We start from the raw sequence: 23,765 nt of genomic DNA on the forward strand, positions 1-23,765 counted from the left end.
GGCGGTCGGGCTAGTGCAGTGTCGGCGGTGATTCATCGAAGAGGGCCGCCACAGCGGCGGCGTCCAGTCGGTATTCCCGGTTGGCCAGGTCGTCACGGATGACCACCTCGCCCTGTTCGCTCAAGACGGATTCCACCTGCTCGCGCCCCAGGGAGCGCAGCATATTACGTACCTTGGTCCAGTCCTCCGGCGCGTCGTGGATGACACGGCGGGGCTCGAAGACGCGCACCTTCTCTTCCGGGAAGAGGCGGGTGAGCAGGTCCTGCGCCGGGAGTTCAATCTGCTCCTGCGGGGTGACGGTCGAGGCCAGTTGCTCGACACGGTTCCAGCCGTCCGGATCCCGGGCGTCGGCCTCGGGCAGCTTTTGCAGCAGCAGGCCGGCGACGCCGGTCCTGGTGGCGGCCAGGAAGAGTCGGGAGGGCAGTTGATCCGACAGCCCCAGGTAGTGCTCGAACATGCTGGCGATGCGTTCCCCCTGCATGGGCACCACGCTCTGCCAGGGCTGGCGCATGGTGGGCATGTCCAGGGAGAGGAGCAACTGACCATCACCCAGGAGCTGCGGGGCAGGGGCCGGCTCGATGCGGGGCTCCGTCTGGGCCATGGCCCGCAGATTCAGGCGCTCGTCGCAGTCCACCACCAGCAGGGAGATGGGGCCATCCCCCTTGAGCTGAAAGGTGATCCTTCCGGGTTGCTTGAGCGATTCGGAGATCAGTAGCGCGGTGGCGCACATCTCGCCCAGCAGTTCGGTGGCTGGAAAGGGGTAGTCCCGATCGGCCATGACCTGCTGCCATATGGGCCCCAGGCGCACCACGGCGCCGCGGATGTCCAGGTCCTCGAGCAGGAAGCGCTGCAGTTGATCCTGGCTCATGCCAGCACCGCCTTGTACTGATCGGTGTCGAAGCCCACCAGCACCGTATTGCCCCTCTCCAGCACCGGTCGCCTGATCAGGGTCGGGTGCGTCTCCATCAACTCACGGGCGCGGCGCTCGTCCAGTGGATCACGCGTCTCCTGGGGAAGCTTGCGCCAGGTGAGGCCCCGGCGGTTGATCAGTGCATCCCAGCCCACGGCCTGGCTCCAGTGAGACAGTCGCGAGGCGACCACGCCAGATTTCTTGTAGTCGATGAAGGTGTGCTCGATGCCATGATCATTCAGCCAGGCGATGGCCTTTTTCATGGTGTCGCAGTTCTTGATGCCGTATAGGCGGCAGGCAGAGTCTTGCTCGAGGTCGGACATGGGAGGGGATGCGGGCCTGTGTGTACGAGTCCCGGATTATAACGCCCTGTCCGGCAACGGGAACACACTCCCGGTGCGTCAGTGGGGAGGATGCGGGGAGAGAGAGGGGGCAGAGAAACGGGGGAGGGTAGGTAGTGGAACGGTAGAGGCGGCTGACAAACCGCGTCGGATAGGCCTCTGCAAAGTCACTATCACGACGTGTGAGGGATTTGTCAGCGCGGCCTCTACCCGCACCGCGACTTCCGATGCCGCGAAGACCTCAGTAGAAGGGTCTCCACAGGAACACCAGGAAGTGGGCAGCAGCCGCCAGCACCATGAACACGGTGAAGGTGGTCTTGAACTGCTCGTGGAATTCCTTGGCTTGTTCTTCGCTCAGGCCGGAGATGCTGTTTTCGTTCATGGTCTAGGTCCTCGTCGCTCAGGCGATGTCTTGGGTGGCTTCAACTTCGCTGTGCAGCGGGTTGTAGCTGTCGTTGCTGTAGACAAAAGCGTGAACCACCAGGGCCACCACCAGAACGGCCATCAGGATGGGCATCAGCCAGGTGCCGGGGTTGACCACCAGCCACAGCTTCCAGTCGTCGCGGGGGTTGCTGGGCTTGCTCGGTCTGTATTCGCTCATGGATATCATCCTCTTGAGATTGAAGGTGGGTCCTTGGAGACCCTGAACACAACACATGGTGCTAATCACGAGCGTGGCGGGCTATCCTTCCCGAGTCACCCGAAAGTGGCGGGAATGACCCTGCTCGTAGTCCGGGTGTGAGTCTACGTTGACACGGGGGGATGTCAAGGCAGGTGGACGCCCCCTCTGCCCGGACAGCCCCAGAACCCTTCAAAGTGTTGAGCCAAATCATGAATAGCGAGGTGCCCATGACCCGGATACACATCACTGGAATGAGTTGCGGCCATTGCGAGGCCAGCGTGGAAAAGGCCCTGGCGGCCGTGCCTGGTGTGGACCAGGTGGTGCGAGTGGACCGCCAGCGGGAGGAGGCGGTGGTGGAGGGGCCAGCCGCCGCCCAGGCCCTGGAGGAGGCCATCATCCGTCTGGGTTTTCAGGCAAGGGTGATGGAATAAGTCCCGTCTTCACGGGTCCAATGGACCTCCATACGTCGAGATCCGGACCGAGGATCCCCATGTGAAAGCCGCAAAACTCGTTGCCCCGGGCATCCTGGCCCTGGTCGTCGTGGCCGCCGCCATCTATTTGTGGGGGTGGGACCGCTCAGGGCCCCCCGTGACCGCCGGGGGTGGCCCCCCCGCCGCCGTGCCGGTGATCGTTGCGGAGGTGGGCTGGCGTGAGTTTCACACTCAACTCCAGGCCCTGGGTACGGCCCGGGCCAACGAGGCGGTGGACATCACCGCGCGGATCACCGCGCCGGTGGAGGCCATCGAGTTCACGGACGGCATGCAGGTGCGCCAGGGGCAGGTGCTGGTGCGCCTGGCCGCGGCGGAGGAGGCGGCCGAGGCCCGGGAGCGGCATGTGGGGGTGCAGGAACAGCAGCGTGAACTGGAGCGCATCCGGGGGCTGGTGGCCGATCGCAACCTGCCTCGCCAGCGGCTGGATGAGCAGCAATCACGCCTCAGTGAAGCCCAGGCGCGCCTCGAGGCCGCCCAGGCGCGGGTGAGGGACCGGGTGGTGCGGGCGCCCTTCGACGGCGTGGTGGGGTTCCGCAGGGTGAGCCTGGGCGCCCTGGTGAGCCCCGGCACCATCATCACCACACTGGATGACATCAGCGTCATCAAGCTGGATTTCAGCGTGCCCGAAACATTTCTGGCCGGGGTGAAGTCCGGCCAGCTGATCCAGGCCCGTGCCGCCGCCTTCCCCGGTGAGCGCTTCGCCGGCGAAGTCACCAGCGTGGATGTGCGCGTGGACCCGGTCACGCGGGCCGCCATGGCCCGGGCCACCCTGCCCAACCCCGACGGTGTCCTGCGTCCTGGCATGCTGCTCACCGTGACGCTGCTCAAGGACGAGCGCCGCTCCCTGAGTCTGCCTGAAGGGGCCCTGCTGCGGCAGGCCGATCAGGCCTATGTGTTCGTGCTGGATGATGACACGGTGGTGCGTCGCGAGGTGCGCACCGGCCGACGTGCGCCGGGGGTGGTGGAGATCCTGGACGGGTTGCAGCCCGGCGAACGCGTGGTGAGCGAGGGTGCGGTGCGGCTGCGACCGGGTGCCCGGGTCACCGTGGCTGACATGGCACCGGCCGCCGGAGACTGACGCCCATGATCCTCTCCGATGTGGCCAATCGCCGCCCCGTGCTGGCCGTGGTGCTCAGTCTGCTCCTGATCACCCTGGGGATTCTCTCCTTCGATCGCCTGGCCCTGCGGGAATATCCGGACATCAATCCCCCGGTGGTCACGGTGCAGACCCAGTATCCGGGTGCCAATGCCGCCATCATCGAAAGCCGCATCACCCAGCGCCTGGAGGATCGGGTGAGCGGCATCGAGGGCATCAAGTGGATTTCTTCCCAGAGCATGGACGGGCAGTCGCAGATCACCATTGAATTCAATCTGAGCCGGGACATCGACGCCGCCGCCAACGATGTGCGTGAGGCGGTGGGTCGGGTGCTGGGGCAGTTGCCCGACGAGGCGGACCCACCCCAGGTGTTCAAGGCCGATACCAATGCCGATCCCATCATGTGGCTCAACCTGGCCAGTGACACCCTGGATGGGCTGGAACTGACCGACTACGCCGAGCGCTATCTGGTGGATCGACTCTCCACGGTGGAAGGGGTGGCGCTGATCCGTATTGGCGGTGCCAAGCGTTATGCCATGCGCATCTGGCTGGACCGGGAGGCGCTGGCTGCTCGTGGGCTCACCGTGGACGATGTGGAACAGGCCCTGCGCCGGGAAAACGTGGAACTGCCGGCGGGACGGGTGGAATCGGTGGACCAGGAATTCACCGTGCGCCTGGCCCGGGGATACCGGGATGCGGAGGACTTCTCCGGCATGGTGATCCGCCGGGGTGCCGATGGGCATCTGGTGCGTCTGGGGGAGGTGGCCCGGGTGCAGGTGGGCCCGGAAAATGATCGCACCGAGCTGCGGGGCAATGGTGAGGACATGGTGGGGCTGGGGGTGATCCAGCAATCCACGGCCAATACCCTGGCGGTGTCGCGGGCGGTACGTGCCGAGGTGGACCGAATCAATCCCACCCTGCCCGATGGGCTGCGTCTGGCCATGAGCTATGACACCTCGGTGTTCATCGACGGGGCCATCAAGGAGGTCTTCATCACCCTGTTCATCGCCATGAGCGTGGTGATCCTGGTGATCTACCTCTTCCTGGGCAGCGTACGCGCCATGCTGGTGCCTGCAGTCACCGTGCCGGTGTCCCTCACGGCCTCGTTCACCGTGCTGTTCGCCCTGGGTTTTTCCGTGAATCTGCTGACCCTGCTGGCGCTGGTGCTGGCCATTGGCCTGGTGGTGGACGATGCCATTGTTGTGCTGGAGAACATCCATCGCCGCATCGAGGCGGGGGAGCCTCCATTGCTGGCGGCCTACCGGGGGACGCGTCAGGTGGGGTTTGCCGTGGTGGCCACCACCCTGGTGCTGATCTCCGTGTTCGTGCCCCTGGCCTTTCTGGAGGGCAACATCGGCCGGCTGTTCACCGAGTTTGCCCTGGCCATGGCGGCGGCGGTGGCCTTCTCCAGCATCGTGGCCCTGACGCTTTCACCGGTGATGTGCGCCCGACTGATCCGCAGGGACACCCAGAAGACGGGATTGAACCGGCACATGGCCCAGGGCTTTGAGCGGCTGGGCCGGTTCTATGCCCGGCTGCTGCGCGGGTCCCTCAAATGGCCATTGGTCACCGGCCTGGCCATGGTGGTCATGTTCGTGGCCATCGTCCTGCTCATCGAGAAGATTCCCAACGAGTATGCCCCCCGGGAGGATCGGGGGGCCTTCTTCGTGCTGGTGGATGGCCCGGAAGGGGCCAGTTACGAGTACATGCAGGCGCAGATGCGGCAGGTGGAGGCGCGCATGCTGCCCCTGCTGGAGTCCGGCGAGGCCATGCGGGTGCTGGCCCGCACGCCCCGGGGCTTTGGCAACGCCGATGTGGTGAACAACGGGTTCGGCATCATCGTGCTGGAGCACTGGAACCAGCGGGAGCGCTCCGCCTGGGAGATCATGGACAGCCTCTCGGCCCAACTGCGGGAGATCCCCGGGGTGCGCACCATCACGGTGATGCGTCAGGGGCTGGGTGGCCGCCGGGTCGGTCAGCCGGTGCAGTTCGTCATCGGCGGGCCTGACTACGACGAGCTGGTGCAATGGCGTGACATCATGCTGGAGCGGGCGGCGGAAAACCCGGGCCTGCGGGGGCTGGATTCGGACTTCAAGGAGACCAAGCCGCAGTTGCTGGTCACCGTCGACCGGGATCGGGCGGCGGATCTGGGGGTGTCCTTCGAGACCATCGGTCGCACCCTGGAGACGGTCATGGGGTCGCGCCGGGTCACCACCTATATCGACCGGGGCGAGGAGTATGACGTGATCCTGGAGGGGGACCGGGAACAGCGCCGCACACCGGATGACATCCGCAATGTGCATGTGCGGTCAGAGATCAGCGGCGAGCTGATTCCGCTGTCGAACATGGTGAGCTTCGTGGAACAGGCGGATGCCGCCAGCCTCAATCGCTACAACCGCATGCGGGCCATCACCCTCACCGCCGGCCTGGCGCCGGATTACACCCTGGGTGAGGCCCTTGATTATCTGGACGCCCTGGCGATGGAGGTGCTGCCGGCCACGGCGCGTATCGATTACAAGGGGGAGTCGCTGGAATACCAGGAGGTGGGCGGGGCCGTGCTGTTCATCTTCGTGCTGGCGCTGGTGGTGGTGTTTCTGGTTCTGTCGGGACAGTTCGAGAGCTTTGTGCAGCCCCTGGTGATCCTGACCACCGTGCCCCTGGCGGTGGTCGGGGCATTGCTGGGTCTGTGGCTGACCGGGCAGAGTCTCAATATCTACAGTCAGATCGGCATTGTCATGCTCATTGGTCTGGCCGCCAAGAACGGCATCCTGATCGTGGAATTCACCAACCAGCTGCGGGATGCGGGGCAGGCCTTCAGCGAGGCCCTGGTGGAGGCGGCCCGCATTCGTTTGCGGCCTGTGCTGATGACGGCGGTGACCACGGTGATGGGCACGCTGCCACTCATCATGGCCAGTGGCCCGGGGTCGGAGAGTCGGTTCGTGATCGGTACGGTGGTGTTTTCCGGGGTGTTGTTCGCGACCCTGTTCACCCTGTTCGTGGTGCCGGTGGCCTACCAGACCCTGGCCCGACGCACGGGTTCGCCCGGTGATACCGGCCGTCGCATTGATGCCCTCGATCATCAACACGGGCCGGCGGAGGTCTGAAGCTGGCGAGTCCTGGCTGCTAATCTCCAGTAAAATACCGGTCTTGCGCGAAGACCCGGAGCGGGTGACGTGCTTCGGGGGCTGAAAGGAGGGCTCATGGACAGGCTGGGGCTTCGCATCACATTGGCCATCGCCATCCCGGTGGTGGCCTTTCTCATCATGGCGGGTATCGCCCTGGGTGAGCGCGAGCGCATTGGTCGTGAAATGGCCGCGACCGGGGAGGTGGCCGCCCTCGCCACGGAGGGCAAGGCCCTGGTGCACGCCCTGCAGGATGAACGGGCCGATTCGGTGGGTTATCTCAGTGGTCTGGATAATGAATTCTGGTACATCCTGGAGGAGGCCCGTGACGCCACCGATGGACTGATCGGGCCGTTTCGGGAGCGGTGGCAGCAACTGGCCAGTGGGAATGAGGGCCTGCCGCCACACACCCTGCAGGGCCGGATGGATGAGGATCTGCGCAGCATGGCGCAAACCCGTGGCCTGGTGAACGAGCAGGTGTTGCACCCCCTGGAGGTGCTGCCGGCCTATGACCGACTGATTCAGCGGCTCATCCTGATGGTCTCTCACACCTCTCAAGCGCATGCCGACGCGCAGCTCACGGCGCTCTACAACGCTTACCGTCCCTTGTTGCTCCTCAAGGAGCATGCGGCTCGCGAGCGTGCCCTGGGAAATGCCTGGCTGGGAGCCTTTCATCCCGATCGGCGGGTGTTCCATGGTTTCCTGAGCAGCGTGGCCATTCAGGATCTGCAGCGTCAGCAGTTCATGTCCCTGGCCCCGCCGGGCCACCGTGATGCCCTGCTGGAGCTGGAATCCCTGCCGGCCCATCAGGAAATGCTGGCCGCCCGCGCGGCCATGATCAACCAGGGCTCTGCCGGCAGACCGGAGCATTTGAACGTCATGCGCTGGTATGGCATCACCCGCGAGCGCGTCCATCAATTGCGACAGATGGAACAGGACCTGGCCACCGAGATTCGCGCCGCCGCCGCACGGGCAGAGCGTGAGGCCCGTCGGGAGTTCATGGTCTTGCTGGGGATTGCGCTGATCCTGCTGCTGTCTACGGTGGCCCTTTCGGTGGCCATCGCCCGCGGTCTGCTCAAGCGCCATCGGGAACGTATTCAAGCCATGGAGCGGGTGGCCTGGCTGGCCCGCCACGACACCCTCACGGGCCTTCCTAACCGGAGTCATTTCACCGAGTGGCTGGAACAGCGGCTGGAGGCTGCGCGCCCTGGGGGGAGTTTCATGACCCTTTACCTCATGGATCTGCAGGGATTTTCGGAGGTCAACCGTATCTGGGGTGAAGCTGTCGCGGACCAGGTGCTGGTGCAGGTGACCGAGCGGATGCGTGGGGTGCTGTACCCGGACGCGCTGCTGGCACGCATCTACGGGGATCAGTTCGGCGTGGTGGTAGGGCCCTCTGAGCCCGCGGCGGGTCTGGATGCCGCCGAGGGTGGGGAGGCGTTCGCGCAGCGGTTGCTCGCCTGCCTGGATGAGCCTTTCCAGGTGGGGCGGCGGCGGATCGAAATGCGTGGCAACATCGGTGTGGTGGTCTGCCCGCCCTTTCCTCAGCATGCCTCGGAATTGCTGTCCGACGCCGGCTTTGCGGTGGAATACGCCAAGTCCAGTCCGCGCCAGCGCTACCGTCGCTTCGAACCCAGAATGCTGGAGCGGCATGCGGCCCTGGTGGATATGGATCGGGATCTGGAAAAGGCCCTGGAGCGGGGCGAGTTTCAGGTGCACTATCAGCCCAAGCTGGATCTGGAAACCGGTCGGGTCGTGAGCCTGGAGGCCCTGTTGCGCTGGTATCACCCAAGGCGTGGTCTGGTGTCGCCGGACGAGTTCATCCCCCGGGCCGAGACCAACGGCACCATCATCGAGATCGGTGACTACGTCCTGCGCGTGGCCTGTGCACAGATGCATGCCTGGCGTCAGAGCCTTTGCCCGGACCTGACCGTGGGCGTGAACCTGGCCACCCTGCAACTCTATCAGGCCGATATCGTGGCAAGGGTGCGCCAGGCCCTGGCCGAGTCGGGTCTGCCGCCCGAGGCACTGGAGCTGGAACTGACCGAGACCGGCCTGATGGAGGACATGGACGCCGCCGCCGAGGCCCTGGAACGCCTGAGGGGCCTGGGGGTCAGCCTGTCCGTGGATGACTTTGGCACGGGCTATTCGTCACTGGCCTATCTGCGCCGCTTCCCCTTGCAGGGGTTGAAGCTGGACAAGCGCTTCGTCAGCGACCTGGAATCCAGCGACGAGTCACGCATGATTGCCTCGGCGGTGCTGGGATTGGCCCGAAGCCTGTCCTTGCGTTCCGTGGCCGAGGGTGTGGAAACCCAGGCCCAGGCCGACTGGCTGAGGGAGCGGGGTTGCCGGCTGGGGCAGGGATATCTGTATGCCCCAGACATGTCCCCGGACGAATTCGTCCTCTGGTTGGGGCAGCGGTGATCTGAGCCGGTCGACCCTGGTGGGCTGCCGGCCACCCCCGGTAGCTGGAGCCCGGTGTTGACCATCGGCCTGTCCCTGCTGGCCCGTGGGTATGTGACCCGTTCCTGAAGACTGAGTATGATGCAGGGATGGCTGTCCCGTTGCCGGGACCCGATCATTTCCTGCCTTTGAAGGAGTCCTACGTGGCTGATACTCCCGGGACAGTGGCCCTGGCCATGACCGGCGCATCCGGTGCCCAATATGGCCTGCGTCTGTTGCAATGCCTGCTGGATGCGGGTGTGCGGGTCTATCTCATGGTGTCCCGGCCCGCCCAGGTGGTGTTGAGCATGGAAACGGATCTGTCACTGCCGGGCAGACCCCGGGAGATGGAGCGCTTTCTCTCGGAACGTTTCGGAGCCGCTCCGGGGCAGTTGCAGGTCTTTGACCGGGAGCAGTGGACCGCCCCGGTAGCCAGTGGCTCTTCCCCACCCGATGCCATGGTGATCTGCCCCTGTACCACGGCCACCCTGGCGGCCGTGTCGGGCGGTGCCAGTCGCTCCCTGATCGAGCGCGCCGCCGACGTGGCCCTGAAGGAGCGTCGCCGGCTGGTGCTGGTGGTGCGCGAGACGCCCTTCTCGGAGATTCATCTGGAACACATGCTGCGGCTGAGCCGCATGGGGGCCGTGATCCTGCCCGCCAATCCCGCCTTCTATCATCGGCCGCAGAGTGTGGATGACCTGGTGGATTTCATTGTCTCCCGGGTGCTGGATCATCTGGGGGTGCCCAACGCCCTGGTCCGCCGTTGGGGGCAGGATGCCGACCATGATACGGGCCGCGAGGCCGGGGGAGTGGAGTGATGGAACTGCCGCTGTTTCCGCTCAACACGGTGCTCTTCCCGGGCGGCGTGTTGCCGCTGCGGATCTTCGAGACCCGCTACATCGACATGGTGCGCCAGTGCATGCGTACCGAGAGTCCCTTTGGTGTCTGTCTGATCCGCGAGGGGCCGGAGGTGGCCGGGACGGCTCAGGTGCACACCATGGGCACCTGGGGGCGCATTGTCGATTGGGATCGCCGCGCCGACGGATTGCTGGGGATCACGGTGATGGGTGAGAGCCGTTTCCGGGTGGAGACCACCTGGGCCCGCAAGGACCATCTGCTCATGGGGGAGGTGGAAGCAGTGGAGTGGCCACCTGAAGTCGGGCTGCCGGAGGAGTTTCTGCCCCTGTCGGGCCTGCTTCAGCGCCTGGTGGAACAGTTGCCGCCGCCTTATGGGTTGCTGCATGGGCATTATGATCAGGCCGGCTGGGTGGGTGCCCGTCTGGCGGAGTTGATGCCCCTGGATCTGAAGGAAAAACAGGCCATGCTGGAGATGGATGATCACCTGGCCCGCCTGTTCCGCCTGCGTGATGCCATGATGGGGTTGCAACTGCAGCCCTGAGCCTTCGGCTGGGTAAGGGCTTTACGTTGACAACGGGCCCCGGGGCCTGCATCGTGCCCGGCTCGATACCGACTCAGGAGGCCTGAACATGGCCGTCATTGATATTACCCAGGACCGCCTGGAGGCCGCGATCCGTGACAGCGGCACGCTGATCCTGGATTTCTGGGCCCCCTGGTGCGCCCCGTGCCGGGCCTTTGCCCCCATCTTCGAGGAGGCCTCCGAGCAGTTCCCCGACGTGGTGTTCGGCAAGGTGAACACCGAAGAGGAGCAGCAACTGGCGGCCTTGTTCCAGATCCGCTCCATCCCCACCCTGATGATCTTTCGAGAACAGATCATCGTCTTCAACCAGCCGGGCATGCTCTCGGCCAGTCAGCTCAATGAGGTATTGGAGAAGGTGGCCGCGCTGGACATGGATGACGTGCGCAGCAAGATGGAAACCGGACCAGAGCCCGGCGAAGGTCAGGGCTGATCAGCCCCCGACCCCGATCATCCTCAAGCCCAGCCCGATCAGCAGCAGGGCAAACACCCGCCGCACGAGTTTCACCGGCAGGCGGTGAGTAAGCCAGGCGCCGACGCGGGCAGTGAAAAAGGCCGCTAAGGCGATGCCGGCAAAGGCCGGCCAGTGCACATAACCACTGCTGAAGGCGGGTAGCGCGGCGTGCCCCCAGCCGTGAATCATGAATCCGGCAGTGCCCGCCAGGGCGATGGGCAGGCCGGTAGCTGCGGCGGTGGCGATGGCCTGGCGCAGATGGATATTGAACCACACCATGAAGGGCACCATCAGGGTGCCGCCGCCAATGCCCAGCAGGGCCGACACCCCACCGATCATCCCACCGCCGGTGTTGAGCACGGCAGGTCCGGGTAGCCGTCTGCCCGGTCTTGGCGGCAGGCTCATGAGCAGATAAAGCCCCATCAGGATCTCGAACACCCCGAAGACCTGACGCAGCATGACGGCGCTCATGAATTCTGCCAGAGTGGCCCCGGCCAGGGCGCCGAGCATGACGCCGGGCGCCATCTGCCGGATCACCTGCCACTGTACGGCGCCGTGACGATGATGCGCCAGGGTGGAGGCGATGGCGGTGGGGATGATGGTGGCCAGGGAGGTGCCGATGGCCAGGTGGGTGATGATGCCACTGTCCACCTGCTGGCGTGTGAACAGCCACACCAGCACCGGCACGATGATCAGGCCGCCGCCCACCCCCAGGAGGCCCGCCACCACGCCGGTGAAGGCTCCCAGTGCCAGGTAGGCGACGATATCCCACATATCATGAACCCGGGGGAAAACCCCCGGGTATCAGCCTGGGCTTAAAGGCTTTGCAGCACTTCGCCCGCCTTGCGGATGGTTTCTTCCAGGTCCTCGGCGCTGTGGGCGGCAGAGAGGAAGCCGGCCTCGAAGGCAGAGGGTGCCAGGTAAACGCCCTTGTCCAGCATGGCATGGAAGAACTTGCCGAAGCGCTCCGTGTCGCAACGCCCCACTTCCTGGAAGTTGCCCACCTGGGGCTGATCGGTGAAGAACAGACCGAACATGCCGCCCACGCGATTGGCGGTCATGGGGACGCCGGCCTTCTTCGCCTCATCCAGGATGCCATTGACCAGGGTTTCCGTCTTGGCGGCCAGATCGTCGTGGAAACCCGGTGCGGAGAGGATCTCCAGGGTCTTCAGGCCCGCCGTCATGGCGATGGGGTTACCGGAGAGCGTGCCCGCCTGGTACACGGGGCCCAGCGGTGACATGTATTCCATCACCTGGCGACGACCGCCCACGGCACCCACCGGCATGCCGCCGCCGATGACCTTACCCAGGGTGGTCAGGTCGGGCTTGACGTTGTACAGGGCCTGGGCGCAGCCCAGTGCCACACGGAAGCCGGTCATCACTTCGTCGAAGATCAGCAGGGCACCGTGGTCGTCACAGACGCTGCGCAGGCCTTCCAGGAAGCCCGGCGCTGGTGGCACGCAGTTCATGTTGCCGGCCACCGGTTCCACGATGATGCAGGCGATCTCGTTGCCGTACTGGGAGAAGACTTCCCGCACCTGCTCGATGTCGTTGAAGCTCACCGTGAGGGTGTGTTCCGCCAGGGAGGCGGGTACGCCGGGGGAGTTGGGCACGCCCAGGGTCAGGGCCCCGGAGCCGGCCTTTACCAGCAGTGAATCGCTGTGGCCGTGATAGCAACCCTCGAACTTGAGGATCTTGTCCCGCCCGGTGAAACCGCGTGCCAGGCGGATGGCGCTCATGGTGGCTTCCGAGCCGGAGCTGGTCATGCGCACCATCTCCATGGATGGCACCAGTTCGCAGACCCGGTCGGCCATTTCCGTCTCGATGGCGGTGGGTGCGCCGAAGGACAGGCCGTTGAGAGCGGCTTCACGCACTGCGGCGATGACTTCCGGGTGGGCGTGGCCGACGATCATCGGACCCCAGGAACCGACGTAGTCGATGTAGCGTTTGCCGTCGGCGTCGTACATGTAGGCGCCCTGGGCACGTTCGACGAAGACGGGGTCGCCACCGACGCCCTTGAAGGCGCGGACCGGCGAGTTGACGCCACCGGGGATGTGCTTCTGGGCTGCCTGGAAGAGATCGTGGGATTTTGTCATGGGGTGATCTTTCGCTTGTTGGGCTTGGTGAAAGTGACTGGGCAAAACCTTGAAGGGGGACAAGATACTCGATCTGGATGTCCCTGCAAAACCGGGGGCAAGCCGCACGCCCCTGGAACCGGGTTCGGTCGGTGGGTCAGGTGCAACCTTCCGCGCGTGCCATGGCGGCAATCCGCGCCGCGCCGGCCCGCACATCGGTGGCGCCAAATACGCCCTGGATCACCGCCGCCATATGGGCCCCGGCCTGGAAGACCTGCCCGGCGTTTTGCTCGGTGATGCCGCCGATAGCAGCAATGGGCAGGTGCAGTTCCGATCGTGCACGGCTCAGCAGCGACAGCGGCGCGTGCACCGCCTGGGGCTTGGTGGAGGAGGGGAAGACCGAGCCAAAGGCCACGTAATCGGCGCCCTGTTCCTGGGCCTCGTGGGCCAGGTCCAGACGGTTGTAGCAGGATACGCCGATGATGGCCTGGGCTCCCAGGCGCTCCCGGGCGAGCCCCAGGGGGCTGTCTTCCAGGCCTATGTGTACGCCATGGGCACCGCAGGCCCGGGCCAGCTCCACGTCGTCGTTGATGATGAGCAGGGCTCCGTGTTCCTGGCACAGGGACAGCAGAGCCCGGGCCTCGCTCAGGCGGCGCGAATGATCCGTGGTCTTGTCCCGGTATTGCACCACCCGGGCGCCGCCGTCCAGGGCCTGACCCACCATCGTTTGAAGCTGTGCGCCCAGGTCGGCGGGGGTGATCACGTACAGGCCGACGAGGCCCGTGTGGAGAGGGGTGGCTTCAGTCGGCATGGTGGGTCTGTTTGTCGCTGTCATCCTCGATGTTCTCTCCAGCCCAGAACAGTCGATTGGGGATCATCTGTCCCATGCCCAGGCGGTGGGCGTGGCGCAGGGTATTCCAGGTGTAGTTCAAGCCTTCGTGCACGGCGGCACTGGGGACGGTGCCCTGGGCCAGCAGGGCAGCGATGGCCGAGGAGAGGGTGCAACCCGAGCCATGGAACTGACCCTCCAGGCGATCCACGGTGAAGGTGTCCAGGCGGCGATGATTGCCGTACAGGGTGTTGTGCACCTTGCCGGTCTTTTCGTGGGTGCCGGTAATGAGCACGTATTCCGTGCCCTGATCCAGCAACGACATGGCGCAGGCGTCCAGGGTGTCCGAGCCCGTGGCCAGGGTGCGGGCTTCCAGGCTGTTGGGCGTCATGATGGTGGTGAATGGGGCCAGCAGGGTCAGGATGCCGTCGATGATTTCCTCGTCGGCCAGTGCGGTGCCGCTGCCGGAGGCCAGCACCGGATCCAGCACTACCGGAAGATCCGGGTAGTCGCTCAGCAGGGTGTGTACCGCCTGCACCGCCTCGATGGACCCCAGCAGGCCGATCTTGATGGCCGCCACCGGCATGTCTTCCAGCACGGCCCGGGCCTGGTGGATGATGAGTTCCGCGTCCAGGGGGGCGAAACCCATCACCCTGGCGGTGTCCTGCACCGTGATGGCGGTGATCACGGGCGCGGGATGGCAGCCCATGCTGATGATGGATTCGATGTCTGCCTGGATGCCGGCACCACCGGTGGGATCGTTGCCCGCCAGGGTCATGACGACGGGAACCGATGGCTGATCGATCATGCTAAGCTCCCCAACTTGATTTGATCACAGTGTACCACCTGGCCATGCCACCTCATTGCGGGTTGGCCGTCATCGGAGGAGTGTCAGCGATGAAAAAATATCAATGCGTGATCTGTGGGTTCATCTACGATGAGGCAGAGGGAGTGCCTGATGATGGCATCCCGCCTGGCACCGTGTGGGCCGACGTGCCTGATGACTGGGTCTGCCCGGAATGCGGTGCGACCAAGTCCGATTTCGAGGAAATGGCTTCCTGACCCGTTAAGGGTGAAACCGGCACTCCCGTGGGCGGGGTTTCCTCTGTGGGAGCGGGCCTCGCCCGCGAAGGGGGGGGCACCAGGCCGGGCGCAGCGATTCCCTGACAGGCCAGCCCCCACAGGGAGCCCGGTGTTCAGGCGGTATCGCGCAGCGAGATCTGCTTCCAGCCTCGGGCCCGGGCAGTGTCTGCCAGGATCTCGTCGGGATCCACGGCCACGGGGTATGCCACCCGCTCCAGCAGCGGCAGGTCGTTGTGGGAGTCGCTGTAGAACCAGCTGCCGTCCAGTGCCCGGCCGGGCTGGGAGTTGAGCCACTGTTCCAGGCGGGTGACCTTGCCTCCCTGGAAGCAGGGCACGCCCTTGAGTTCACCGGTATAGCGACCGTCCTCGAAGTGGGGCTCGGTGGCCAGCAGGTGCTCCACGCCCAGCAGGCGGGCGATGGGTTCGGTAACAAAGCGGTTGGTGGCCGTGATGATCACCAGTTCATCGCCAGCCTCCCGGTGCTCCGTGAGCAGGTGCTCGGCGCCCGGAGCAATCATGGGCTTGATGCGCTCGTGAATGAACTGCTCCCGCCATCCCTGCAGTTGATCCAGCGGGTGAGCGGCCAGAGGCGCGAAGGAGAAACGGCAGAATTCCAGAATATCCAGGGTGCCGGCCTTATACTGCTCGTAGAAGCGGTGGTTGAGTTCCTCGTATTCGCTTCGGTCCACGATGCCCAGATCCACCAGAAACTGGCCCCATTCGTGGTCGCTGTCTCCTGCCAGCAGGGTGTTGTCCAGGTCGAACAGGGCGAGGCTCACAGGGTTCTCCTTGTGGTGATGATGGGGGGCATGTGATGTTAACTGATCCGGGTGCCCTGCTGCCACGCGCGGCGGTTTATCCGCCGGGATTGTATGTTATTTGCCGATCCGCCTCGCTTATGGAAAAATGCAGGGCAACGAACGGCTTTCAGGTGGCTGCGTAAGTGATTGATTGTGATGGCTATAGGCCGAACGTGGGTATCATCCTGTGTAACCAGGATGGTCGCCTGTTCTGGGCCAAGCGCATCGGGCAGCAGTCCTGGCAGTTTCCGCAAGGGGGTATCCGTCGGGATGAGACACCCACCGAGGCCATGTACCGAGAGCTGGCCGAGGAGACGGGGCTGGAAGCCTGTCATGTGGAGATTGTGGGTTGTACCCGCCACTGGCTCCGCTACCGGTTGCCCAAGCATTTGATCCGCCGCCGCTCCAACCCGGTGTGCATTGGCCAGAAGCAGGTGTGGTTCCTGCTGCGGCTGGTGGGGGAAGACAGCTGCGTGCGACTGGATGCGGCACCCCACCCGGAGTTCGATTCCTGGCGCTGGGTGGATTACTGGTACCCCATGCGAGAGGTGGTGTTCTTCAAGCGCCACGTCTATCGTCGGGCGCTCAAGGAACTGGCGCCCTTGCTGTTTCAGGAGGACGTACCCTCCTGTCCTGCCGAGCGGCACTATCGTCCCCGCCGGCTTTGATCCACGGGCCGCACGAGCGGCTCATCACCCCTGGCCCCGCGCATGCTGCATGTACTCAGACGGATCGTCCTGGAGGTCGGCGCCGCCAGTAACCTGGCGGAGGCGCTGGAGATCATCGTTCGCCGGGTCAAGCAGGAACTGACCATCGATGTCTGCTCCGTCTATCTGCGTGAACCGGAGGCCAATGGTCAGCGCCTGTTGCTGATGGCCTCGGAGGGCCTGAACCCCGATTCCGTGGGGACGGTGGTGATGAACACCGGCGAGGGCCTGGTGGGTCTGGTGGCCGAGCGGGCCGAGCCGGTCAACCTGGAAAACGCCCCGGACCATCCCCGCTTCAAGTATTTTCCCGAGACCGGCGAGGAGCGTTATCACGCCTTCCTGGGTGTGCCCATCATCCATAACCGGCGCCTGCTGGGCGTGCTGGTGGCGCAGCAGCGGGAGCGGCGGCGGTTCGATGATGAGCACGTGGCCTTCCTCATCACCCTGGCGGCTCAGCTGGCAGGGGCCATCAGCCACGCCGAACTGATTGGTGAGGTGGGCAAGCGCCGCGAGGAGATCCAGCAGGATAACCTGCAGATCGCCGGCATCCCCGGGGCCGCGGGCGTCGCGGTGGGTCAGGGGGTGGTGGCCTATGCCCTGGCGGATCTGGAGTCCGTGCCCGACCGGGACGCGGAGTCCATCGAGAACGAGGAGACAGCGTTTCGCGAGGCGGTCAAGGAGGTTCAGGATGAACTCATCGAGATCAAGGATCGGATGCAGGACGTGCTGCCCATGGAGGAGCGGCTGCTGTTCGATGCCTATGTGATGATGCTGGGTAGCGACAGCCTGGTGAATGGCACGGTGGACCGCATCCGTGGTGGCAGCTGGGCACCGGCCGCCCTGCGGGACACGGTGCGCGAGAGTACCCGTAATTTCGAGGACATGGACGATCCCTATCTGCGGGAGCGGGCCTCGGATGTGCGAGACATCGGCCGGCGCATCCTCATGCGTCTGCAATCCCATGTCCGCGAACCCGAGGAGTTCCCCGAGCACACCATACTGCTCGGTGAGGACGTGACCGCCACGCAACTGGCCGAAGTGCCCACGGAGCGACTGGCGGCAGTGGTCTCCTCGCGGGGTACCGGGTCCTCCCACGTGGCCATTCTGGCCCGTGCCATGGGCATCCCGGCGGTGATGGGGGTGGCGGACCTGCCCGTGGGGCGCCTGGAAGGCCGGCAGATCGTCGTGGATGGTTACCGGGGCAATCTCTACATCCAGCCCACGGCCGAACTGCTGGAAGAATTCAAGCACCTGCAGGACGAGGAGAAGGAACTGGCCGAGGGCCTTCGGGACCTGGCCCAGGAGCCGGCCATCACCCAGGATGGAGTGGAGGTGCCGGTGTATGCCAACAGCGGTCTGCTGGCGGACATCGCCCCCTCCATCCAGTCCGGTGCCGACGGGATCGGCCTTTACCGCACGGAAGTGCCCTTCATGATCCGGGAGCGGTTCCCCGGTGAGGACGAGCAGACCCAGATCTACCGGGAGATCCTCAAGTCATTCAACCCCCGCCCGGTGACCCTGCGCACCCTGGATGTGGGTGGCGACAAGGCCCTGCCTTATTTCCCGGTAACGGAAGACAACCCCTTCCTGGGCTGGCGGGGCATCCGCATCACCCTGGATCACCCGGAAATCTTCCTCACGCAGCTGCGGGCCATGCTGCGCGCCAGCCAGGGCCTGAGCAATCTTCACATCCTGTTCCCCATGATCAGTTCCCTGGGGGAGCTCAAGGGGGCCATGCAGTTGCTGCAACGGGCCCGGGATGAGCTGCTGGATGAACATTATGTGATCCCCGTGCCCAAGGTGGGGGTGATGGTGGAGGTGCCGTCGGCGGTCTACCTGTCCGAGGCCCTGGCCCGGCGGGTGGATTTCCTCTCCGTGGGCACCAATGATCTGGTGCAGTATCTGCTGGCGGTGGATCGCAACAATCCGCGGGTGGCCGATCTGTATAACGGTCTGCACCCGGCGGTGCTGCACGCCCTGGACCAGACGGCCCAGGGCGCTCACCGGGCGGGCAAGACCATCAGTGTCTGCGGAGAGATGGCGGCGGATCCGGCTTCGGTCATCCTGTTGCTGGGGATGGAGATCGATGCCCTGAGTGTCAACGTGGCGGCCCTGGCCCGCGTTAAATGGGTGATTCGCAGCTTCTCCCGGGAGCGTTGCCGGGAGTTGCTGCGGCAGTGCGTCAAGATGGAAGAGCCGGCGGCCATCCGGGCGTTGCTGGATAATGCCCTGGTACAGGCCGGCCTGGGAGGGCTGGTGAGGGCCGGCAAGGCCTGAGCACGGCCGGCGGGTGCCGGATCAGCTCCGGGCTGGCAGCCACTTGTCCAGGTGCTTTTCCACCCGCTCCCAATCCAGATCGCCCATCTTCTGGTAGGCAATGCGTCCCCGGGGAGAGATCAGGAAGGTGGTGGGCGTGAGTTGCACATTGCCAAACGCCGAGGCCACCTGGTCATCACGGTCCAGGGCGATGGTGTAGCCCACGTTCCGTCGGCGCACCATCTCCGCCACCTGTTCCGGCGGGTCGTAGTGCATGGCCACGCCGATCACTTCCAGACCCCGTTCCCCATACTCTGCCTTGAGCTGATTGAAATGCGGGATCTCCTGCACGCAGGATGGGCAGGTGGTGGCCCAGAAGGTGAGCAGCACCGGTTGCCCCTGCAGATCCGCCAGGTGCAGAGTGGAGCCGTTCAGGGTTTCCATCTCCACCTGCGGGGCGGTGCGCCCCCCCTCGGGGGCCAGCCACAGGGCCAGCAGCGCTCCGGTCAGGGCCAGGACGAAGATTCCGATGAATACGTCTCTTTTCTTCACGGTGTTGCGGTTCCTATGGGAGATGAATGTCACGACCCCACATGATAAACGGCGGGGCCGGAGTTTCGCCATGTTGTCCCGCTCGCCACGCCGTGCAGCCTGCGGGTTTTGTTATGATGTCGACTCGTGGGTGGGCCGCCAGGCCCGCCGCCTGAATGATCGTGAGCGAGTGGAGGTGAAATGGTGGTCAGGGTGGGCATTGTCGGTGCAACCGGCTATACCGGGGTGGAATTGCTGCGTCTGCTGCTGGCGCATCCCCAGGCGGAGCCGGCGGTGGTCACCTCCCGAGGCAATGCGGGAGAGCGGCTCGATGCCCTGTTCCCCAATCTGCGCGGCCAGTGCGATCTGGTCTTCCAGGAGCCTGATCCCGCCGCACTGGCCGAATGCGATGTGGTGTTTTTCGCCACCCCACACGGCGTGGCACACGCCATGGCCGCGGAACTGCTCAAGCGGGGCACCCGGGTCATTGATCTTTCCGCCGACTTTCGCATCAAGGATGCGCAGGTCTGGGAGCATTGGTACAACCAGCCCCACGGGGCCCCCGAGCTGCTGGGGGAGGCGGTCTACGGTCTGCCGGAGTTGAACCGGACCCAGATCCCCGAGGCACGCCTGGTGGCGGTGCCGGGGTGTTACCCCACCGCCGTCACCCTTGGGTTCCTGCCGCTGCTGGAGCAGCAGCTGGTGGATCCGCTGCGTCTGGTGGCCGACGCCAAGTCCGGTGTCAGCGGTGCAGGGCGCAAGGCCCAGGTGGGGTCGCTGCTGTGTGAGGCCTCGGAAAACTTCAAGGCTTACGGCGTGGCCGGCCACCGTCACCTTCCTGAAATCCTGCAGACCCTGAGCCTGGCGGCCCGCAGTGTGCCGCAGCTGACCTTCGTGCCCCACCTGGTGCCCATGATCCGTGGCATCCTGGCCACCCTCTATGCAACGCTGGCCCATGTGGAAGTGGACCTGCAATCGGTTTATGAACAGCGTTACCGGGATGAACCCTGCGTGGATGTGCTGCCTGCCGGAAGTCTGCCGGAGACGCGCAGCGTGCGTGGCACCAATCTCTGTCGATTGGCGGTGCACCGCCCCGGCGGTGCCGATACCGCCGTGGTTGTCTCGGTGATCGACAATCTCGTGAAGGGGGCTTCGGGGCAGGCCATCCAGAACATGAACCTGATGTTTGGCTTGCCCGAGACGCGCGGGCTCGAGGCCATCGCCGTGCTGCCCTGATCCATGGCGCGCTGGCGGAAGGGGTTGCCGGATCTTTCCACGGGGTATCACGTGGAGTACCGCAATCCCTGGCTGCGTACTGTGGTCAGGCTGGTATTGGTGTTGCTGGTGCTGGGGGCCGGGTGGCAGTTGTATCACCTGGGGTATGCTCAGGGAGGCGACGATTACGGCAGTGCCAGGACGGAGTTGCGCGATCTGCGTGAGCGGGTGGCCTTGCTGGGCCATGAAAACCGCCAGTTGCGACAGGACAACGCCTTGCTGCAGCGCGAACTGACGGTAGAGCGAGAAGTGTCCAATCGGGTGCGGCTGGATATCCAGGGATTGGAACGGCGCGTCCATGAATTGACCGAAGAGGTGGATTTCTACCGCAATATCGTTTCTCCTGACGAACTTGAGCGTGGCCTGCACATTCATAAGGTGCAGTTGACCCCGGCGGATGTGCCGGGTGCGTACCGGTACCAGTTGGTGCTGACGCAGGTTCAGGGCAATCGATCCCTTGAGGGCAGGGTGAACCTGCAACTGGAGGGGCGGCGAAACGGCGAGTCGATCCAGCTTGAGCATGGCGATCTCGTGCCCGGCGAGGCAGATGGCCGGTCGTTTTCATTCCGTTACTTTCAGGTGGTCAGCGGTCGCCTGCATCTGCCCGGCGATGTGGTCCCCGAGGCCCTGGTGGTCAGTGTGGAGCCGGAGGGGTCGCATGCCCGGTCGGTGCAACAGCGCGAGGCCTGGTCATCGCTGTTCAACGAAGGAGACTCTTGAATGTTGTCTCGACGCAAGAAGAAGATAAAGGTGGCCCGGGTGGATACCATCCTGGGTCGCAACAGTGTCATCGAGGGTGACCTTCGCTTTTCCGGTGGCATGCATGTGGAAGGAACCATCCATGGCAATATCAGCGCCGATGACCAGGATGAGGATGCCGTGCTGGTCATCAACGAGGGCGCAGTCATCAAGGGCGACGTGAAGGTGCCTCGAGTGGTGATCAGTGGTTCGGTTGAGGGGGATGTGCACGCCAGTGCGCGTGTGGAACTCTCTTCTGGTGCCCAGGTCATGGGTAATGTGTATTACACGCTCATCGAGATGGCCATGGGAGCGGAGGTCAATGGCAACCTGGTGCACCAGAGCAAGGAGGCCCTGAAGCTGGAGCATCTGAAAGTGCCTGGGGAATCCCAAGGCACTCAGCAGTCACCTCGGGAAGGCGGAGCAGAAACGCCTGTATCGGGGGTTTCCTCCGGGAGCGAGCATTCTTGACCGTTTCTCTGGGCGAATGCTAGCGTAGGACCAAGGCCCGGTTTGGGCACATCAACCGCGATTACGGAGAGGCAGATTCATGACTGCAACCGAAACCACCAACGACACCATGCCCAGCCCGCTGAATTTCACCGATTCGGCTGCCGCCAAGGTAAAGGCCCTGATTGACGAGGAGAACAATCCCTCCTTGAAGTTGCGCGTCTTTGTCAGCGGCGGCGGCTGCTCCGGCTTCCAGTATGGCTTCACCTTTGATGAAGACGTCAACGACGGCGATACGTCCGTCGAGAAGGGTGGCGTCACCCTGCTGATCGACCCCATGAGCTATCAATATCTGGTGGGTGCCGAGATTGACTACACGGAAAGCCTGGAAGGCGCCCAGTTCGTGATTCGCAACCCCAACGCCACCACGACCTGCGGGTGTGGTTCCTCCTTCTCCGTTTGAGGTCTGGGCATGGATCCGAGCCGCCTGATGGCCCTGGTGCGTTTTGGCTGGTATCGCCTGATGGCGCTTTTCGGTCATTGCACGGGGCAGTTCAACATCGGTTACATGTACGCCAAGGGTTACGGCGTGCCCCAGGACGTGGAAAAGGCCGTGGCCTGGTATCTCAAGGCAGCGGAGCAGGGTGACGTCCATGCCCAGAGCAACCTGGCCCTGATGTATGTGAAGGGGCAGGGGGTCGAGCAGGATGACGGCAAGGCGGTGCACTGGTACCGCCTGGCGGCGGATCAGGGCAGTACCAATGCGCAGTGCAATCTGGCCTTCATGTACCTCCATGGGCGCGGTGTGGCCGAGGATCCGGCTCAGGCGGCCCATTGGTACCGGTTGGCGGCCGATCTGGAAAACCCCTCGGCCCAGTGCAACCTTGGGGTTCTGCATGCCAATGGCAATGGTGTGCGCCAGGATCAGGTTCTGGCCTACATGTGGTCGGAACTGGCAGCGGCCCAGGGCTATGAGCTGGCCCGGGAAAACCGTGACCGATTTGCCCAGGGCATGACGGCGGCGCAGATTGAAGAGGCGCGTCGCCTCGCCCGCGAATGGACGCCGGGGACGACAGCCGACGTCCAGTCTGCCCCGGTGGCCACTTAAACCATCTCTCCCGGGTGAATGCTCCCCAGCACCACCGCCTTGCGTGCACCGGTGACTGAGGGCACATTGCCCGGGCGCCCGGCCAGGGTCTCACGGGCCAGCCAGGCGAAGGCCATCGCCTCCATCCAGTCGGGCGACAGCCCCACGGCTTCGGTGGACTCCACAATGGCGTCCGGCAGTCGTCGGCGAAGACCCTCCATCACTGCCCGGTTGTGAACACCCCCACCGCACACCAGTACCCGCTGGGTGTTGGAAGCGTGACGGATGATGGCGTCGCTGGCGCTTGCCACAGTCAATTCCGCCAGGGTGCGCTGAATGTTGCGGGCCGGGATGGCTCTTTCGGCCATCTGCAGTTGCCTTTCAACCCACTGAAGATTGAAATACTCCGTGCCGGTGCTCTTCGGCGGCGGCTGCATGAAATACGGATCCCCCAGCATGGATGTCAGCAGGGGGTCGTCCAGTTCTCCGCCCGCAGCCCAGTCACCCTGTGCATCCCAGGGTTGGCCTCTTTCATGGCGTATCCACGCATCCATCAAGGCATTGGCCGGGCCGGTATCGAAACCCTGCAGTGGGGCTCCTTCGTCAGCGGGTAGTACCGTGATGTTGGCAATGCCCCCGAGGTTGAGGATGACTCGATCCTCCGCGTCCGAGCGCAACATGGCGCGATGAAACGCGGGCACGAGTGGCGCGCCTTCGCCGCCCGCCGCCATGTCCCGACGCCGAAAATCAGCCACCACCGTCAGCCCCGTGCGTTCGGCCAGGTGATGGGGGCAGCCGATCTGCAGGGAGAAGGGACGCTTGCCGCCAGGGCGGTGACGTACCGTCTGGCCATGGCTGCCAATGGCAACGATGTCGCTGGGGTCCAGATGTTCGTCTTCCAGCAGGGTCAGCACGGCCTCAGCCAAAACCTCCCCCAGCGCCACATCCAGGGATCCCAGTTCATCCACGCAGGCGGCTTGGCTCGGGTCTGCCAGGTTGCGCAGGCCTTCGGTGAGTGCTT

General features: G+C 64.6%; 26 protein-coding genes (1 of these 26 running past the window's edge). 15 read left to right on the top strand and 11 right to left on the bottom strand.

Features of this window, described 5'->3' with window-relative positions:
- Positions 1-10: 10 nt before the first annotated feature.
- From ECTOBSL9_RS08695 to pufA, 4 genes are all read right to left on the bottom strand, one after another.
- Positions 11-868 carry an Hsp33 family molecular chaperone HslO gene (locus ECTOBSL9_RS08695; protein WP_063464713.1) on the bottom strand — a complete coding sequence of 286 codons (858 nt, stop codon included), beginning with the start codon at positions 866-868 and terminating at the stop codon, positions 11-13.
- Positions 865-1,233: an arsenate reductase gene (locus ECTOBSL9_RS08700; RefSeq protein WP_063464714.1), complete on the bottom strand. Its 369-nt coding sequence runs from the start codon at positions 1,231-1,233 to the stop codon at positions 865-867. Before ECTOBSL9_RS08700 ends, ECTOBSL9_RS08695 begins: the two co-directional genes overlap by 4 nt.
- 259 nt (positions 1,234-1,492) lie before the next feature.
- A complete protein-coding gene (pufB, locus tag ECTOBSL9_RS08705) occupies positions 1,493-1,633 on the bottom strand; it encodes a light-harvesting antenna LH1, beta subunit (RefSeq protein WP_063464715.1) in 141 nt (46 codons plus the stop codon).
- 18 nt (positions 1,634-1,651) lie between these two features.
- Positions 1,652-1,852 (bottom strand): light-harvesting antenna LH1, alpha subunit, encoded by a 201-nt coding sequence (gene pufA, locus ECTOBSL9_RS08710; RefSeq protein ID WP_063464716.1) that lies wholly within the window; start codon positions 1,850-1,852, stop codon positions 1,652-1,654.
- Between the two features lie 230 nt (positions 1,853-2,082).
- Between pufA and ECTOBSL9_RS08715 the strand changes: the two genes are divergently transcribed.
- The 7 genes from ECTOBSL9_RS08715 (at position 2,083) to ECTOBSL9_RS08745 (ending at position 10,892) form a co-directional block, all read left to right on the top strand.
- Positions 2,083-2,304: a heavy-metal-associated domain-containing protein gene (locus ECTOBSL9_RS08715; RefSeq protein WP_240480944.1), complete on the top strand. Its 222-nt coding sequence runs from the start codon at positions 2,083-2,085 to the stop codon at positions 2,302-2,304.
- Positions 2,305-2,365: 61 nt separating this feature from the next.
- Positions 2,366-3,442 carry an efflux RND transporter periplasmic adaptor subunit gene (locus tag ECTOBSL9_RS08720; protein WP_063464717.1) on the top strand — a complete coding sequence of 359 codons (1,077 nt, stop codon included), beginning with the start codon at positions 2,366-2,368 and terminating at the stop codon, positions 3,440-3,442.
- A gap of 5 nt (positions 3,443-3,447) precedes the next feature.
- Positions 3,448-6,564: an efflux RND transporter permease subunit gene (locus ECTOBSL9_RS08725; protein WP_063464718.1), complete on the top strand. Its 3,117-nt coding sequence runs from the start codon at positions 3,448-3,450 to the stop codon at positions 6,562-6,564.
- A gap of 96 nt (positions 6,565-6,660) precedes the next feature.
- Entirely contained in the window at positions 6,661-9,006 is a 2,346-nt protein-coding gene (locus tag ECTOBSL9_RS08730; RefSeq protein WP_063464719.1) for a bifunctional diguanylate cyclase/phosphodiesterase, read from the top strand.
- A gap of 215 nt (positions 9,007-9,221) precedes the next feature.
- Entirely contained in the window at positions 9,222-9,842 is a 621-nt protein-coding gene (locus ECTOBSL9_RS08735; RefSeq protein WP_205632034.1) for a flavin prenyltransferase UbiX, read from the top strand.
- On the top strand, positions 9,842-10,423 hold the full coding sequence (locus ECTOBSL9_RS08740) for an LON peptidase substrate-binding domain-containing protein (RefSeq protein ID WP_063464720.1): 582 nt from the start codon (positions 9,842-9,844) through the stop codon (positions 10,421-10,423). The genes ECTOBSL9_RS08735 and ECTOBSL9_RS08740 overlap by 1 nt, the downstream gene beginning before the upstream one ends.
- Before the next feature lie 88 nt (positions 10,424-10,511).
- Entirely contained in the window at positions 10,512-10,892 is a 381-nt protein-coding gene (locus ECTOBSL9_RS08745; RefSeq protein WP_063464721.1) for a co-chaperone YbbN, read from the top strand.
- Here the strand turns inward: ECTOBSL9_RS08745 and ECTOBSL9_RS08750 are convergent, their stop codons facing one another.
- The 4 genes from ECTOBSL9_RS08750 to ECTOBSL9_RS08765 all read right to left on the bottom strand — a co-directional run bounded on the left by ECTOBSL9_RS08750 (position 10,893) and on the right by ECTOBSL9_RS08765 (position 14,625).
- Entirely contained in the window at positions 10,893-11,687 is a 795-nt protein-coding gene (locus ECTOBSL9_RS08750; protein WP_063464722.1) for a sulfite exporter TauE/SafE family protein, read from the bottom strand.
- 41 nt (positions 11,688-11,728) lie between these two features.
- Positions 11,729-13,009 carry a glutamate-1-semialdehyde 2,1-aminomutase gene (hemL, locus tag ECTOBSL9_RS08755; protein ID WP_063464723.1) on the bottom strand — a complete coding sequence of 427 codons (1,281 nt, stop codon included), beginning with the start codon at positions 13,007-13,009 and terminating at the stop codon, positions 11,729-11,731.
- 136 nt (positions 13,010-13,145) lie between these two features.
- On the bottom strand, positions 13,146-13,799 hold the full coding sequence (gene thiE / locus ECTOBSL9_RS08760) for a thiamine phosphate synthase (RefSeq protein WP_063464724.1): 654 nt from the start codon (positions 13,797-13,799) through the stop codon (positions 13,146-13,148).
- Positions 13,789-14,625 carry a hydroxymethylpyrimidine/phosphomethylpyrimidine kinase gene (locus ECTOBSL9_RS08765; RefSeq protein ID WP_063464725.1) on the bottom strand — a complete coding sequence of 279 codons (837 nt, stop codon included), beginning with the start codon at positions 14,623-14,625 and terminating at the stop codon, positions 13,789-13,791. The genes thiE and ECTOBSL9_RS08765 overlap by 11 nt, the downstream gene beginning before the upstream one ends.
- Positions 14,626-14,714: 89 nt before the next feature.
- Here ECTOBSL9_RS08765 and ECTOBSL9_RS08770 point away from each other — a divergent pair, with 89 nt between their 5' ends.
- Entirely contained in the window at positions 14,715-14,879 is a 165-nt protein-coding gene (locus ECTOBSL9_RS08770; protein ID WP_063464726.1) for a rubredoxin, read from the top strand.
- Between the two features lie 134 nt (positions 14,880-15,013).
- Here ECTOBSL9_RS08770 and ECTOBSL9_RS08775 read toward each other — a convergent pair whose 3' ends face one another.
- Complete coding sequence (locus ECTOBSL9_RS08775) at positions 15,014-15,679, bottom strand: HAD family phosphatase (protein ID WP_063464727.1); 666 nt, start codon at positions 15,677-15,679, stop codon at positions 15,014-15,016.
- Positions 15,680-15,843: 164 nt separating this feature from the next.
- On the opposite strand from ECTOBSL9_RS08775, the gene ECTOBSL9_RS08780 reads away from it, so the two are divergent.
- Together ECTOBSL9_RS08780 and ptsP are read left to right on the top strand one after the other, a co-directional pair.
- Entirely contained in the window at positions 15,844-16,368 is a 525-nt protein-coding gene (locus ECTOBSL9_RS08780; protein WP_063464728.1) for an RNA pyrophosphohydrolase, read from the top strand.
- A 42-nt stretch (positions 16,369-16,410) separates the two neighbouring features.
- Complete coding sequence (ptsP, locus tag ECTOBSL9_RS08785; RefSeq protein WP_063464729.1) at positions 16,411-18,684, top strand: phosphoenolpyruvate--protein phosphotransferase; 2,274 nt, start codon at positions 16,411-16,413, stop codon at positions 18,682-18,684.
- Between the two features lie 21 nt (positions 18,685-18,705).
- On the opposite strand, the gene ECTOBSL9_RS08790 is transcribed toward ptsP, so the two are convergent.
- Positions 18,706-19,215, bottom strand: a complete 510-nt coding sequence (locus ECTOBSL9_RS08790) for a TlpA disulfide reductase family protein (protein WP_063466100.1) — start codon at positions 19,213-19,215, stop codon at positions 18,706-18,708.
- Between the two features lie 183 nt (positions 19,216-19,398).
- Here ECTOBSL9_RS08790 and argC point away from each other — a divergent pair, with 183 nt between their 5' ends.
- From argC to ECTOBSL9_RS08815, 5 genes are all read left to right on the top strand, one after another.
- Positions 19,399-20,430, top strand: coding sequence for an N-acetyl-gamma-glutamyl-phosphate reductase (gene argC / locus ECTOBSL9_RS08795; protein ID WP_063466101.1), 1,032 nt, complete (start codon positions 19,399-19,401; stop codon positions 20,428-20,430).
- A 3-nt stretch (positions 20,431-20,433) separates the two neighbouring features.
- Positions 20,434-21,189 (top strand): DUF6776 family protein, encoded by a 756-nt coding sequence (locus tag ECTOBSL9_RS08800; RefSeq protein ID WP_063464730.1) that lies wholly within the window; start codon positions 20,434-20,436, stop codon positions 21,187-21,189.
- Complete coding sequence (locus tag ECTOBSL9_RS08805) at positions 21,190-21,678, top strand: polymer-forming cytoskeletal protein (RefSeq protein ID WP_063464731.1); 489 nt, start codon at positions 21,190-21,192, stop codon at positions 21,676-21,678.
- Positions 21,679-21,757: 79 nt separating this feature from the next.
- Positions 21,758-22,120: an iron-sulfur cluster insertion protein ErpA gene (erpA, locus tag ECTOBSL9_RS08810; RefSeq protein WP_063464732.1), complete on the top strand. Its 363-nt coding sequence runs from the start codon at positions 21,758-21,760 to the stop codon at positions 22,118-22,120.
- 9 nt (positions 22,121-22,129) lie between these two features.
- A complete protein-coding gene (locus tag ECTOBSL9_RS08815) occupies positions 22,130-22,765 on the top strand; it encodes a tetratricopeptide repeat protein (protein WP_063464733.1) in 636 nt (211 codons plus the stop codon).
- On the opposite strand, the gene ECTOBSL9_RS08820 is transcribed toward ECTOBSL9_RS08815, so the two are convergent.
- A protein-coding gene (locus ECTOBSL9_RS08820) for an anhydro-N-acetylmuramic acid kinase (RefSeq protein WP_063464734.1) crosses the window boundary here: on the bottom strand, positions 22,762-23,765 show its 3' portion. The gene runs 121 nt beyond the window's last position; the window shows 1,004 of its 1,125 coding nt (coding positions 122-1,125); its start codon lies off the right edge, out of view; its stop codon occupies positions 22,762-22,764. The two genes, ECTOBSL9_RS08815 and ECTOBSL9_RS08820, sit on opposite strands and share 4 nt — an antisense overlap.

It is taken from the genome of Ectothiorhodospira sp. BSL-9, from assembly GCF_001632845.1.
Classification (GTDB): Bacteria; Pseudomonadota; Gammaproteobacteria; order Ectothiorhodospirales; family Ectothiorhodospiraceae; genus Ectothiorhodospira.

Coding starts and splice junctions, on each gene's coding strand:
- erpA (WP_063464732.1), top strand. CDS start 21,758: ATGACTGCAACCGAAACCACCAACGACACCATGCCCAGCCCGCTGAAT.
- ECTOBSL9_RS08765 (WP_063464725.1), bottom strand. CDS start 14,625: ATGATCGATCAGCCATCGGTTCCCGTCGTCATGACCCTGGCGGGCAAC.
- ECTOBSL9_RS08735 (WP_205632034.1), top strand. CDS start 9,222: ATGACCGGCGCATCCGGTGCCCAATATGGCCTGCGTCTGTTGCAATGC.
- ECTOBSL9_RS08750 (WP_063464722.1), bottom strand. CDS start 11,687: ATGTGGGATATCGTCGCCTACCTGGCACTGGGAGCCTTCACCGGCGTG.
- ECTOBSL9_RS08815 (WP_063464733.1), top strand. CDS start 22,130: ATGGATCCGAGCCGCCTGATGGCCCTGGTGCGTTTTGGCTGGTATCGC.
- ECTOBSL9_RS08730 (WP_063464719.1), top strand. CDS start 6,661: ATGGACAGGCTGGGGCTTCGCATCACATTGGCCATCGCCATCCCGGTG.
- ECTOBSL9_RS08700 (WP_063464714.1), bottom strand. CDS start 1,233: ATGTCCGACCTCGAGCAAGACTCTGCCTGCCGCCTATACGGCATCAAG.
- ECTOBSL9_RS08725 (WP_063464718.1), top strand. CDS start 3,448: ATGATCCTCTCCGATGTGGCCAATCGCCGCCCCGTGCTGGCCGTGGTG.
- ECTOBSL9_RS08800 (WP_063464730.1), top strand. CDS start 20,434: ATGGCGCGCTGGCGGAAGGGGTTGCCGGATCTTTCCACGGGGTATCAC.
- ECTOBSL9_RS08695 (WP_063464713.1), bottom strand. CDS start 868: ATGAGCCAGGATCAACTGCAGCGCTTCCTGCTCGAGGACCTGGACATC.
- ECTOBSL9_RS08740 (WP_063464720.1), top strand. CDS start 9,842: ATGGAACTGCCGCTGTTTCCGCTCAACACGGTGCTCTTCCCGGGCGGC.
- ptsP (WP_063464729.1), top strand. CDS start 16,411: ATGCTGCATGTACTCAGACGGATCGTCCTGGAGGTCGGCGCCGCCAGT.
- ECTOBSL9_RS08745 (WP_063464721.1), top strand. CDS start 10,512: ATGGCCGTCATTGATATTACCCAGGACCGCCTGGAGGCCGCGATCCGT.
- thiE (WP_063464724.1), bottom strand. CDS start 13,799: ATGCCGACTGAAGCCACCCCTCTCCACACGGGCCTCGTCGGCCTGTAC.
- pufB (WP_063464715.1), bottom strand. CDS start 1,633: ATGAACGAAAACAGCATCTCCGGCCTGAGCGAAGAACAAGCCAAGGAA.
- ECTOBSL9_RS08715 (WP_240480944.1), top strand. CDS start 2,083: ATGAATAGCGAGGTGCCCATGACCCGGATACACATCACTGGAATGAGT.
- hemL (WP_063464723.1), bottom strand. CDS start 13,009: ATGACAAAATCCCACGATCTCTTCCAGGCAGCCCAGAAGCACATCCCC.
- ECTOBSL9_RS08805 (WP_063464731.1), top strand. CDS start 21,190: ATGTTGTCTCGACGCAAGAAGAAGATAAAGGTGGCCCGGGTGGATACC.
- pufA (WP_063464716.1), bottom strand. CDS start 1,852: ATGAGCGAATACAGACCGAGCAAGCCCAGCAACCCCCGCGACGACTGG.
- ECTOBSL9_RS08770 (WP_063464726.1), top strand. CDS start 14,715: ATGAAAAAATATCAATGCGTGATCTGTGGGTTCATCTACGATGAGGCA.